The following is a 12,657-nucleotide window of genomic DNA, read 5'->3' as shown; positions in this document are numbered from 1 at the left end:
TGTAACGGATATATTTTTTAGTGAGAGCTGAGTAATCAGGAACTGAGCGTTATGGTGAATCTTCCCACAATCAATGTCTAATCTAGGGTAGTTCACCCTTTTGCGGCCAGTTTTCTTGCTATCATAGGGAAGGCTGACGTTACGATGTGCAGTAGATGTTCGACAGGCTGTGATAATGCATCAGTAACCGGTATACCAAATTCGGTAGTGTAGCTGTCTATCACACAGCGTGTTTCATCTAAAGACATATCTTCATGATTCAGTGTTAGTCCAATAACATCGGTATTAGAAAACGTTTCGATAAGATTGATTTCTGAGGCAATCGAAGGCATTGGGCAATCAGGAAAATCACTACGATATAAACGTTTAGGAGCATGTTGCAATATCACACCCGCTGGACAACTGCCACGTAAGATAAATGCGCTGGTTGAAAACGCAGGGTGACTCAAGGCTCCTTGCCCTTCAATAATAATCAGGTCCGGATTTTCTTTTTCATAGGCCTGTACAATGACAGATTCCAACTCACCGGCACAAAATTGTGAAGGGACAGCATCGAGTGCAACGCAGTATTGTGCGCCTTGCATAATACCTGTTTGACCAGTGGCAATCAGAACGACGTTAAGGCCTTTTCTAGTCAGTTCATTCGCCAATATTGTTGCTGTTGTTCGTTTTCCTAGCGCGCAATCCGTCCCCATTACAGCAATTCTCGGACATTTAACGTTGTGTATTTTGCCGCTAAACGTTTTCAGATCGCCTTTACTTTTGGGTTTGCGAGTATCGAATATTCGAACGTTATTCTTTAAGCTAGCTTCTAAAAACAGAGGATCATCAGTTAGGAATTCATGTAAACCATTCACGATGTTCATTCCTAGTGACATGGCATTTAAAATAATGCTTTTATCTAAGTCAGATAAAAAACCACTTGATGGCGCAATGCCAAAAATGAAGTAATCGGGAATGCTTTCCGCGTGAACGATAGCTTCTTCAGCATTGGCAAGGATCGGTATTCCATTGGTTTTGTTATCAAGAACTTCACCAGCATCTAAGCCAGCAGACTCACTATCAATAACCGATAGAATACGATAGCTTAACGAATGCCTCACTAACCCATTAGCGGTTTTACCATCAACTTTACCAAAATTACCTTCGCAATATATAATCGCAGAAGGGATGACAGGATTTACTTTCTGAGCAAGTGGTAACCAAGGTGCGGAATGGGGTACGTCGTTGTTGATTTCTACATTTTTAATTCTAGTGAGTTTGAAGATATTTCTTAACTTTTGGGTTAAAATGGACATAATTAAAGCCTGCTGTGAGGCTTAGGAGGGCAACTAAGGAGTGCCGAGATGCGAGTTCGGAAAAGAAAAGAAGTCCCCACTAAGCGGTAGGGATAACAACCAAGTTAACACACTCACCAGACTTTTGTTGGTTATTATTAATACGCTTTCTAAGTCTATCACTTTCAGGCTTCACTCATACTAACGTGACTGATTAGAGATCTAAGATTCATTATTCAACGTCGCCGTATCAACCTCTCAGCTTTAAGGTTTCAAGATACTTTTTCTAATATCAGTTAAGTGAGTTAGAGTTTTTGATCTAACGCGTTTTTGTCCAAAACCATCACAGGCTGAATTTTTACTCGTGGCACGTTCTACCTCAGAAATGCCCCGTTATTGGTTTCGGCAACATGTTAGCGTTTTTAAACAACATGAATTTCCCCAAATACAATTCATGTGATGTCTAAAAACTATAAGGTGTCAATTATGGGTAGCATTATGTGTAAGTGCAAAGTTGTAACGTCCAGTCAGACTGACACTTCACTAAGCGCCATTTTACTTAGATAAACCTATAGCTTGATATAGGTGCTTAATTTATGACGGCCGCCTTAGAGGTTCATGAGGCTTTCAATGGACTCCTCAATCGAATCAAAATGATAGGATTGAATCTCACAACCATCACTAGCTTCGATTCTAACTTTAGAAATACCATTGTTAATTTCAGCCTCAAGAAGGCTGAGAGAATGCTCGACTGACTGACAAATAAAGATATTTTGATTGGTGAAAGTTATGCGGCATGATTGTAAAACCATAGTGTTTCCTTTTCTAGCCTAGGCGACAGAATCTTTGTGTTCTGGTTGCCAATTGATGACGTTATTAGAAGAATCCCTTCTATTTTTAACAGTAGACTAGATTGTAAAAAAATATAGTTTATTTTCTAGTGGACATCGAAAGTGTGACTTTGAAAAGATAAGGCTCTGTTATCACGGGATTTAACACTTTGTTAAGCGAAGCATTATTCTATACCTTGCCGTTAAGCTAGGAGATGCTCTAAGGTTCAAGGAATACTCATTAGGTTTTTCTAGGATTCTGAAAAGTCAGTGCCCAAAGATTGATAGAACAATGACTCCTACTTCTTAGTTTTTAACACTTGTAGTGATAGTGAGGTACGGAACCGTGATGGCAGAAAGAACGCGTTGAGTGAAGCCCGTAACTTAATAGTACTATGCGCCGTTTGTCACTGAGATAAGTAACATCTTCAACTTATATTTGCACTAGCCTTATTGTTGCTTCAGCAGCTTAAGGTTTGGCCTTACATGAGAAGTAGTTCAGCTTTTTACTTGAATGTTTGCAACGAGTTGCGACACTTGAAAGGTTATTTGGTCTACGACCTCTTTTACAAACATGGTTCTGTCATTCCCTGATAATTCTAGGGCGGATCCAAGGTTGGGGACATTCCAGCGAAGCTTGTTTGGTATGTGTGAATAAACCACGTTTACGCATTCAACAAACAAATTACACTGCTCAATACTTATTTGGTCACACAGCGTAATCACGTAATCGAAGTTTTCTTTTGTCTTTTTGTATTCAAAAACAGTTTTGCTTTCGGTCTGTATAGGTACACAAAGTAAGTTAGACAATTCGTCTAAGATAGCTTGGGGTGTTCCTCCAGTCTCAAACCCTGAGCAAGTTGCTTGTACCATCCCATTAAATTGCTGCTCTACAATTGCTTTAGCGATAGCCGCTCTTACGCCTTTTTTAACGCAAACAAACAGAATGTTGATAGGAGTTGCACTCATACTAAAAATAATCCTTACAAATTAATATCGTATATTAAACATAGATATTTTGAGGAGCTTTTCAACATGGTGATGACTTTAGACACAAAAGAAGCTAAGAGCTTAGCTCATAACTCTACTGTGACTATATACTTAGTTAAAAACGATTGGCGAGTTCTAGCATGCGCCAAATAGAAAGATCTATAAAATAGTTGAAGAGCCTCTGTTAAAAGACAGGAGCCAAAGCGACATTACCATTTTGATAGCTCAAGATTGGCTTACTCAAGATCCTTGCATTGGTCAGTTACTTTTAATGAAATACCTATCCAAGGTAAATAAGCATGAATAAAATTAGCTTCTTAAAAATAAACAGTACCATCATCGATGACATTATTGAGCTCTCAGTGGAAGAGTCTCAAAAACAACTGATTGCTAACAACACAGAATGGCTTGTAGAAGCCAGCTTTAACGACGATAGCATCAACTATGGTATTTACTTAAACGATAAACCTGCGGGCCTAATCTCTCTGATTGACCCTAGAATACTGGACTCACACGATGAACACTTTCAAAAGGAGCATTTATATGTATGGCGCATCATGATTGACCATCGTTTCCAAGGAAAGGGATTGGGGAGTCAAGCGATTAACTTCAGTAAGAAATACGCTTCCATTATTGGTTTAAAAGGCGTCTCCCTGACCACGATGGATAAAGAAAAAGGCAATGCGCTCTCCATTTATCAAAGGATCGGTTTTATACCAACGGGCAGAAGACTTGATGATGAAATTGAATTAATTTTTGGCTTACGGAATGAGTGAATAAACAAGTCAGATGGTGTGCCTGGGACGGCTATTTAGCCGCCTCATTTTAGACCTAAACTGTGAAGATATTGAAGAGTCCATTCAAAAATGACTGATCCCTCCGGCACTCTCACCTCCAGCCGGTCACGGCATAACCAAAAATCAAATTGACACTTGTTCAGTATCCGTAACCTTTAAAGACCTTGAATCGCTTCGATGAGTTTCTTGTTTGGAGTATGGTCTGACTCTACCCCATTGTCCATATACCTCACTTGCCTATGTATGACATCTTGACGTCAATTAATACCAAGTTCCTCTCATACAGGGGCACTTTCGCCCCCAAAATACAGGCTAAAAATGACGAAATTACGGTTAACGGCAGTTATCGCTAGCACGCCTCTAGACATTTCTGAGATAGGACTTTGACCTAGCTCACCCACTTGATATTAGAAAAAAGTATCTTGAAACCTTAAATGTTATCTGTGATGTTTCCATTCTGAACGTAATACTCCAAACTTGATTGAATCGTAATATTTACCTTGGTAGTATCGAACTTTACGTAACCAAGCTTCTTGTTGAAAACCTAACTTTAATGCCAAAGACATCATTCTAGGGTTTCCCGACCACGTTGTCATACCAACTCGCTCAATGTCATTAATGCTGAACAAGTGTGTAACCCAAAGGGGAACTGCTTTTGCTGCTATCCCCTGCCCCCAATAGTTTGAATCATAGATAACCACGCCAGCTTCAAGCCAACGGGTATCTTCACATTCCCAGTAACTATTGACCACACCAACAGGGGCATTATTAGCTATAACCAATTGTAAATCAGAACCTTTAAGTAACCGTTTGAAAGTAGATTGTTCAAATTCACTTAATGTTGGATGCTCATAAGGAAAGTACGGCCCATTAAACTGAGTCCACTCATTATGAGATGTGACAAGAACAAAAATTGACTCTAACTCACTTGGTTGTGCTGCCCTGATCTCTACTGTCATACCTTGCTTCATGCTTTCCCTGTACCCAATAGTAGCTAACGAAAATTATAAGTCTGAATGACCTATCTCTTCACTTAACTGTGCAACAGTTCCTCATTACGTTCAACGTCCAATTAGTAACTTGCTAAAATAATATGATTGCAACCTAGCAGCTTAAACAAACCCAATAGACAAAATAATATGTATTAGATTTGTAACTGGTAAATTATTGAAGATGAAATTAGGTAAAAGCAAGTCAGCACGTAATGGAGAACTTTTTAGTTAGAAAGTGCTATGGGTTACAGTTCAACCTGAAACGGGCCCTATATTTTTGAATTATAGCAATTGCTAAGCTAATTCCAGTTTTAAGCTTAATTTTGGAATGAGTCGCAGTGAGGTTAAGGCAACGCATTCGTGTAGCGTGATACCAAAAGACTAAAAAATCTCTGGCAATTCTTATCGCACTGAAAACTTAGCCTCTAAATGGGCCTACTGTGCTTTTGAGGTGAAAATGGAGCGAAACGAATACTATTGCTGTGATCAGTGGTGACATAGTAAAATCGACTAAGCTATCGACGGAAGATTATGGCGATTTAGTGAAAAGGATTAAGGCTATCCAAGATCTAAGCTCAATATTCAAAGGACCATAACGGGTATTCAAGCTCTATTCTGCGTGGGGATGAGTTTCAGTCCATTGTACTGAATCCTGAGAAAAGCTTGATATATGCTCTTAAAATAAAGGGAACAATCAAGGCACTTGGTAAGCAGCTTGATAATCGTATCTAGTCCCATATTACTGCTCTAAAGATCGCAAAGCCTCACCTAGTAGGTCTGCCGGCGAAAGGTTAGAGTGGGTGTTCATTATACTTTCGATTCTCCTTGTAGAAAAAGAACTACAAGTCTTCCCTTTACCATCAAAGTCCTCTTGTCTTCTGCCGTATGCAATGTAAACATTAATGAAAGTACATTCCCTCTCTCTCACTGAGCAGTTAATTTTTCTGAGTTTTTTTTGAAGACCTTCAAACATTCTATCGAGACTTTGGTCACTATTTGCCTTAGTAAAGTGGCCATAGACTTCAGAGATAGTGCTATTTATTGATAGCTCAAACCTATGTACTTCTTGTTTCATTTAAAATAACTCAAGTATTATTAGAATTTTGTTACACATACTATAACCAAAAAAATTGAAAGTTATTCGTTAATCAATTTAGTCGGCTTTAGCTCTCTTTGTTATCAGCTCTTGCCGACAAAGCCAACTTGCTTCCAGTTGTAAAATACATCATTGTAACTAGCCTTGAGTCGCGACGACATGCTGACTCAGAGTTGGACAAGCCGAGTTAGGGCCTGCCTCTAACTCGTTTCATTCGGATAAGGAAAAGTATCTAAAACCTTAAACGCTGGTATACACAGATTACTTACTTGTAGCTAAACGGGCAGCAAGCCCCAAAAACACCACACCCAATGCACCATCAATATGACGGTTTAAACTAAAGTTACGACCTAGCAAAGAACCCAACTTACTAAAAGACAATGAGAAAATAGTATTGATACATAAAACAATACTATTAAGAATGGTTCCAAGTATGAGTATCTGGCTGGTTAAAGCACCATCAGAATGAGTAAACTGAGGCAAGAACATACTAAAGAAGAGTAACGCTTTGGGGTTCATAATATTGTTAAGTAAACCACGGTAGACTAGCTCTTTATTACCCAAAGACTGAATCGTCTGACTTGCAGATACGTCTCCTTTATTCTTTAGCCATCCACGTAATAAATTTATTCCAAGCCAAGATAGATAAATTGCCCCAACAATTTTGATTGCCAATACCAAAGGTGGCATCGCTTGCATCAGTTTTCCTAAGCCAAATGCTACTAACAGTGTTTGAATTAACCCTGCGATGAAAATACCAAGGGACACCATTACTCCAGATTTAAATCCACGAATCGAAGAATATGATGATATGAGTACTAAGTCTGGACCTGGAGAGATTGCTAAGAATATTGTGGTAACAAAGAATAGCGGTAATATCGTGGTATCAATCATTTTTACTGGCTCCTTGCAGTTCGTCAGATCCTACCAACTAATCATTTGAGATAAAAGCTGAATAATTGCCACAGGTTTAGCATGAACTCAAAGCTGATCGGTTTCGAGTGTTAAGAAAAGATTGTTTATCATTAGCATGATTTATGCAAAGTTATTGATATAACCTGCAATGAGTTTTACTCTATGCTGATATGGGGCAGATCCGAGCTCGACACGGTAGTTAGCTCCCTGTGATCACCAAGCGATTCTGTCGTATCGTAACTACCAAGCGACTTTGCTCAATTAGTAAATAACTAAAAGTATGGAAAATCGCTTAACTTAGTGTCTAATCTTGGCGGTGCAGATTAAGCTGATCGACTCTAACCAAACTGCACACTCCATTAAGCCATTAAGCCATTAAGCCATTAAGCGACATTTTGCTTTTCAAAGTTATAGAGATACCCAAGAACAGGGACTTACCTTCCTTGAGTCTAACCATTACTCTAGCTAGACATTGACCTTCGTAGCTTGTCACTTTGGGCAAAAAGTGAAAATAGAATAAAGCAGATGAGGGCAAGTCCTGAAGATATCCCCAACATCAATAAGCTTTCTTCATATATCAGAGGTAAAGCTATTGATAAAAAAGCGAGTATGACAACAAATAATTCACACCCCGCCCCAAAAATAGGGCGCTGATGACGAAATACTGCCCATTGATAAACCATTGTTGATAACCTCCATCCAGCTGAACTTAGTTATTCTCTTGCACAGGTGATTAATTGTCTTATTATTTATATATAATTATTGAATTAATGGCCACTCCTAGGCATAAAGAGATTGTCACTTCAATTAATACCTACACACAACCTAAGCAACAACTCTTTTTCAATGGTGAAATACACTACATTCTATTTATGTCATTTCTATAGTCCCATGTTAGTTCTCGAAATAATAACCTCTAAAATTAGGCCCCTATAAATAGTCATGCCTAGATTAAATTTAATAGAAACCAGTTTAAGCCCTCTCTCGCAACGGCTCGCTTAATCATAATTGCATCGTGATAGACACTCGGGTCGTAAGTACAATGACCAGATACCTTAAGGATACTTAGGCGTGTTTGTTTCAGTAAGTTCGGGAGGACTTCTCCATTTGTAACCGTCGATAAACTTAGCTCGGCTGCAATAATTTCATGAGTGCTTGTGTCGACGGCAATATGCAGCTTTCCCCAGACTCTACGCTTGCCATCCGTCCCGTGTTTTTTGACTTTCCATTCACCTTCGCCATAAACCTTAAGGCCAGTAGCATCAATCGCTAGGTGCTGTATTGCTCCTCTCGTTTTAGTCTTAAATGAGACCTCAACTTGCTTTGCTCTACGACTGATGCAGGTGTAATTTGGACAACTTAATGGAACATGAGCAAGTCTAAATATCGAGTCGATAAATCCTTACAGCGCTCTCAGTGGCATAGAAAACACGCGTTTCACCATGAATCACTAATCGACGTGGCCTACCACGCTTATTCTGTTTGCTTTGCGCCCAGCTACTTATCGCTTCTTCATCAATCCAAAAGGTCAGAGAGCCACGGTTAATGAGTGATTGGTTGTATTGCTTCCTGTTGATTGTTTTGTAACGAGCTTTAGGCTATGAGGCTATGAGGCTATGAGGCTATGAGGCTATGAGGGATAATGAATGTAGCTGATCAGATCGTATAGATTTAGTTCAACCGAATTACACAACAAAGCCACTTCTAAGTAATTTTTACTCCACTCATTAGTACATGATAAAACTAATACCCAATTTAAAGTAGTCGCATTTTTTAAAACCTCAACCAAGTCTTTAGGTAACGCGCACTAGTCCAAGACATTTAAGCAAATGGCTAAATAAAAATTGTCATCAACTACACCGTTAGAAAAAGGAGCTTCTATTAACGTAAAATACTAGCCAATTCTGCTCTAATGAAAGTTGAGATTTCGGCCAACTTTCTCGGCAGTGGATTTTGATAAGGGTAAGCGATATACATCGATCTTTCCGTATCGAAAATTTCCACAGTATGGATATGGCTATTTATGTGGCTATCTTTCATGAGATAATTTGGAATGACGCCAACACCGACTCCTCTAGCAACAAAGTTAATTAAAATGGATGTATTATCAACTTCAATGACATCATTATAATTCTTCTTTATCAACTCTTTGCTCGAATGGTTTTTATAGATGAGTAAAGTGTTATTTTTAGTGTCGTCGATTTTTGATATTAAAATATCGTTATAATTTGCTACTTTATGTGCAATCAATGCGTCATCAACAACGTTATTAAGCCTAATTGCCATGTCTACATTGCTTTCTAATAAGTTTTCAATGTTATTACTTGATGATATTTCAAAGTTCACAGCAGGATATCGTTCTTGAAGGCCTTTAAGAATATCACCAAAAATAGAAGATGCTATTGAATTAGGCATTGTTATTTTAAATTTCCCATTAATGCAGTCACTCAGTGATTTTGCTCTGTAAGTCAACTCTTGCAAATTATCCAAAGCTTCGATGGCAAGCTCTTTGATGCTTTCACCATGATCAGTCAGAACGAGTTTTCTTGTTGTTCGGTGAACCAGCGTAACCCCAAGCTGTTTTTCTAAGGTTGCCAGTTGACGGCTTACTTGAGCCTTCGATTTTCCAAGCTCCTTTGAAGCCTCTGTCAAGGAAAGGTGCTTACAAACTGCCGCAAAGCAGATTAGCTCATTGTTCATCAATTCCATGATTGTTACCTATTTGCAACTCTGAGTCACGTTGTCTTTTAAATGCCCACTTAGTATAACTAGCTTTCGTTGGAGGATGAAAGTGATATTTTAATTATTAATCAGACTCATTTGAGATTCTGAATTTTAAGAGTTTAGTTAATGAAAACCTCATTATTGTTAACCGTTATTTTTCTAATAATAGAAATAACTATTGTACTGTTTTTTTAATCTTTATCTATAAGCTAATAAAATTAGAGAATTAAACTATGAAAGTAGAAAGTCAAAATAAAAAGAAATATATATTTTCTCACAAATTTTTTTATAACCCGATAAATTATGCTCTCCAGTATTACACAAAAGTGTTTGTTACATTATTTGGTGATGAGATGAGAGCTCGCCACAGAAAAAGTAACATCAACTTACCAAGTACATATGAGCTTAGTGAGCACATGAAACGAGATCTTGGTTTAGATTGATTGGCAGTTTCCACTCGAACAATCCGAAACGTATTTGCAATAAAAAGAATAGTATCCACGAGATTTCTATTTATACCATTCAAACAAGAACTACTAAGGAAATCACAAAGTGGAATTCATTAATACCGCTTGCGCTAAACAACCAAATGGTCATTACAGTCAAGCTACCTTGATAAGTAATACATTGTACATATCTGAACAACTTCCTGATACTGCGGCAAGTGTTGAAAAAAAAGACATGGCGAAAGAGGTTGAAAGGCAGACTCGTTCTGTTTTAAACAACACTCTAGCGCTCACTCAAGCGGCAGGCGGCACACTACAGAGTATAGCGTTGGTCAGGTTTTATTCTACAGATGTGAAGTACTGGCCAATACTAGATCAAACTTTTGCTGATTTTATGGGTGAGCATAAACCTGCTAGAGCAGTAATATGTGTCGCTTCAATTAAACAAGATTTTTGGGTGATGGCGGAAGCTATCGCAGAAATCACTATGCCAACAGCAGAGGAATCGTGCGATGGTTACCATTTATGTGGTTGATGCATTTACCAGCGAACCTAACACTGGAAATCGGGCGGGAGTTGTTTTAGATGCAAACCAGCTTACCACTCAGGAGATGCAATATATTGCTGCATTTACGGGTTATTCAGAAACGGCCTTTGTTTTGTCACCTAAAGATCAAAGCCATGACGTATATGTTCGATACTTTACCCCCACCAATGAGGTTCCAATATGTGGACACGCGACCATAGCTACTCATTTTTTGCGAGCCAGTACAGGGCATCTATCAGACTATCCGTTAATAGCGAAGACAGGGGCAGGCAATCTACCTGTATCAATTTCGGGTAGCCCAAAAGATATCTTGGTGAAAATGACTCAGGGGCGCGTGGAGTTTCTACCGCCATTTAGCCAAAATCAACGGAATGGGCTGGCAAATGCCCTAGGTATTAGTGTGAGTGATTTTGCTGAACTGCCAATACAAATTGTCTCGACAGGTCATTCCAAGGTTATGGTTCCTATGCTTAGCAGGAAGAAGCTTGATGGATTAACCCCGGATAACGAGAAGTTAAAAGCGCTCAGTGATGAGATAGGCTGCAATGGATTCTTTCCCTTTTTTTTAGAGGGGAGCAAGCAAAAACCTATAACTTATGGACGAATGTTTGCCCCTGCAATTGGGATTAACGAAGACCCTGTAACGGGTAATGCCAATGGCCCCGCAGGAGCTTATCTTGTTCAGCACAGTTTGATTGAGTGTAACTCGAAAGCATGTTATTGGGGATATCAGGGACTGGCAATAGGAAAACCCGGCCGAGTACTAGTGTCAGTGGAGAAAACCGATACACAATTACTCGTCAGCATTGCAGGGCAAGCCGTACTAGTTGGTAAGAGAGTCGCAGAGTTGTCACTGAAACCTGTAAAACTGCTCCGCACCTAGCAGTTTTGGACTCTGAGTTAAGTTACTCACCATCCCTATAGTTATTCGAGAACTGTTAATTTAGCAAAGTGGTTAGCACATTTTTGTCCAAAAGTGTGTTTAAAATAGTCAGATATATTTTGGTCAGACAATCAAGCCTGCTCCGAGAAGCGGGCGCCAAACATTTAAAAACGCATCACGTTTCAAGGAGACAAAGGTGACCAACTATTGTATGCGGTTCCCCCCCCCTTGTACGTCCCTATAGCTGTACTCAATGCGCTCACTTTAACCTCCCAGAGCCCGAGAAACTGCACAATCCGTATAAAAAGCCAACTAACATTCAGCAAGCGCCAATGTCATTAAATCATTAAATTGACGTGACACTCGCAAAAGCCGCTCCGATGACTGATACATCAATTATTAACGGTCGATGGGCTCGACTCTAACGCGTTGCCGTAATGCCTGCCAAATTTCAGGTAATCGGTGCCCGAGTTTTTGCAGTACCATCACCCAATGCGAATGATGATGCTCATCTTTCGCCATATCATGGCCAAAATGCGTGACTTTACAGCGCCGAGCTTGTTCAACGTGGTCAAAGTCCACCGTCAGTTCAAGTAACGCCTGCTCTACCTGACGATAGTTATAGGGCTTTGTTGACAGTGTTCGCACTATCACGCTCAACCCCAAATGCATGGCCATCATTTTGCCAAGTTCACGTTGAATATCAACACTGTCATCGATGCGGCACTGATCATAGAAAGGGATTAGGTGTAGATAAAGGTGAGCGGGGGTGACATTCACAATCAATCGCTGGCGAACCATCAACGACGAGGCATTAGGGTAGCGCTCTAGAATACATTCAATACGGCGCCTTAGTTGGGCCTCATTATCTTGGCTCATCACGACTCGATATTCAGGAGGTTACAATAAAGCTATCTTGCCACACCCCGTCCCATGTTTGATCTTGTATATTATGATATTGGTCGCATATCGATATATCATAATCCATCACATCGCAACAAAGTACACTGTAAAAATAAGCGGCTTATGGCCGCTTCATTTAAATCCAACCTCGTTCAGAAAATGAAACTACACTCTCGAATGAAACCACGAAGTGGTCCAATACTCGGATATCAACCAATGCCAACGCGTCCGTTAGTTGGCGGGTAATGCGGCGATCT

11 protein-coding genes and 1 pseudogene are annotated in these 12,657 nt (G+C 39.5%); 3 read left to right on the top strand and 9 right to left on the bottom strand.

Going from position 1 to position 12,657, the window contains the following annotated elements:
* Positions 1–92: 92 nt before the first annotated feature.
* From MD535_RS24350 to MD535_RS24340, 3 genes are all read right to left on the bottom strand, one after another.
* On the bottom strand, positions 93–1,298 hold the full coding sequence (locus MD535_RS24350) for a DUF1611 domain-containing protein (protein ID WP_265677768.1): 1,206 nt from the start codon (positions 1,296–1,298) through the stop codon (positions 93–95).
* A gap of 587 nt (positions 1,299–1,885) precedes the next feature.
* Positions 1,886–2,089 carry a hypothetical protein gene (locus tag MD535_RS24345; RefSeq protein WP_265677767.1) on the bottom strand — a complete coding sequence of 68 codons (204 nt, stop codon included), beginning with the start codon at positions 2,087–2,089 and terminating at the stop codon, positions 1,886–1,888.
* A gap of 516 nt (positions 2,090–2,605) precedes the next feature.
* Positions 2,606–3,076, bottom strand: coding sequence for an arsenate reductase/protein-tyrosine-phosphatase family protein (locus MD535_RS24340; RefSeq protein WP_237300821.1), 471 nt, complete (start codon positions 3,074–3,076; stop codon positions 2,606–2,608).
* 320 nt (positions 3,077–3,396) lie between these two features.
* Between MD535_RS24340 and MD535_RS24335 the strand changes: the two genes are divergently transcribed.
* On the top strand, positions 3,397–3,873 hold the full coding sequence (locus tag MD535_RS24335) for a GNAT family N-acetyltransferase (RefSeq protein ID WP_237300820.1): 477 nt from the start codon (positions 3,397–3,399) through the stop codon (positions 3,871–3,873).
* Positions 3,874–4,331: 458 nt separating this feature from the next.
* Here the strand turns inward: MD535_RS24335 and MD535_RS24325 are convergent, their stop codons facing one another.
* The 4 genes and pseudogenes from MD535_RS24325 to MD535_RS24310 all read right to left on the bottom strand — a co-directional run bounded on the left by MD535_RS24325 (position 4,332) and on the right by MD535_RS24310 (position 9,606).
* A complete protein-coding gene (locus MD535_RS24325; protein WP_237300823.1) occupies positions 4,332–4,853 on the bottom strand; it encodes a GNAT family N-acetyltransferase in 522 nt (173 codons plus the stop codon).
* A gap of 1,390 nt (positions 4,854–6,243) precedes the next feature.
* Complete coding sequence (locus MD535_RS24320; protein ID WP_265677766.1) at positions 6,244–6,876, bottom strand: LysE family translocator; 633 nt, start codon at positions 6,874–6,876, stop codon at positions 6,244–6,246.
* Between the two features lie 997 nt (positions 6,877–7,873).
* Positions 7,874–8,474: pseudogene (locus MD535_RS24315) on the bottom strand (IS5 family transposase); the annotation flags it as partial.
* Positions 8,475–8,778: 304 nt separating this feature from the next.
* Entirely contained in the window at positions 8,779–9,606 is an 828-nt protein-coding gene (locus MD535_RS24310) for a LysR family transcriptional regulator (protein WP_265677764.1), read from the bottom strand.
* A gap of 567 nt (positions 9,607–10,173) precedes the next feature.
* Between MD535_RS24310 and MD535_RS24305 the strand changes: the two genes are divergently transcribed.
* Together MD535_RS24305 and MD535_RS24300 are read left to right on the top strand one after the other, a co-directional pair.
* Positions 10,174–10,602, top strand: coding sequence for a RidA family protein (locus tag MD535_RS24305; protein ID WP_265677762.1), 429 nt, complete (start codon positions 10,174–10,176; stop codon positions 10,600–10,602).
* Positions 10,580–11,497 (top strand): PhzF family isomerase, encoded by a 918-nt coding sequence (locus MD535_RS24300; protein WP_237300815.1) that lies wholly within the window; start codon positions 10,580–10,582, stop codon positions 11,495–11,497. Before MD535_RS24305 ends, MD535_RS24300 begins: the two co-directional genes overlap by 23 nt.
* A 399-nt stretch (positions 11,498–11,896) precedes the next feature.
* Here the strand turns inward: MD535_RS24300 and MD535_RS24295 are convergent, their stop codons facing one another.
* Positions 11,897–12,376 (bottom strand): hypothetical protein, encoded by a 480-nt coding sequence (locus MD535_RS24295; protein WP_237300814.1) that lies wholly within the window; start codon positions 12,374–12,376, stop codon positions 11,897–11,899.
* A 160-nt stretch (positions 12,377–12,536) separates the two neighbouring features.
* Positions 12,537–12,657: JAB domain-containing protein (locus tag MD535_RS24290; RefSeq protein WP_279348371.1), on the bottom strand; the 121-nt coding region annotated here is incomplete at its 5' end.

This window comes from Vibrio qingdaonensis (assembly GCF_026191675.1).
GTDB lineage: Bacteria > Pseudomonadota > Gammaproteobacteria > Enterobacterales > Vibrionaceae > Vibrio > Vibrio qingdaonensis.
Note: the sequence above shows the minus strand (reverse complement) of the source record. Positions and strands in the feature narration are given on the sequence as shown.

Coding starts and splice junctions, on each gene's coding strand:
- MD535_RS24350 (WP_265677768.1), bottom strand. CDS start 1,298: ATGTCCATTTTAACCCAAAAGTTAAGAAATATCTTCAAACTCACTAGA.
- MD535_RS24345 (WP_265677767.1), bottom strand. CDS start 2,089: ATGGTTTTACAATCATGCCGCATAACTTTCACCAATCAAAATATCTTT.
- MD535_RS24340 (WP_237300821.1), bottom strand. CDS start 3,076: ATGAGTGCAACTCCTATCAACATTCTGTTTGTTTGCGTTAAAAAAGGC.
- MD535_RS24335 (WP_237300820.1), top strand. CDS start 3,397: ATGAATAAAATTAGCTTCTTAAAAATAAACAGTACCATCATCGATGAC.
- MD535_RS24325 (WP_237300823.1), bottom strand. CDS start 4,853: ATGACAGTAGAGATCAGGGCAGCACAACCAAGTGAGTTAGAGTCAATT.
- MD535_RS24320 (WP_265677766.1), bottom strand. CDS start 6,876: ATGATTGATACCACGATATTACCGCTATTCTTTGTTACCACAATATTC.
- MD535_RS24310 (WP_265677764.1), bottom strand. CDS start 9,606: ATGGAATTGATGAACAATGAGCTAATCTGCTTTGCGGCAGTTTGTAAG.
- MD535_RS24300 (WP_237300815.1), top strand. CDS start 10,580: ATGGTTACCATTTATGTGGTTGATGCATTTACCAGCGAACCTAACACT.
- MD535_RS24295 (WP_237300814.1), bottom strand. CDS start 12,376: ATGAGCCAAGATAATGAGGCCCAACTAAGGCGCCGTATTGAATGTATT.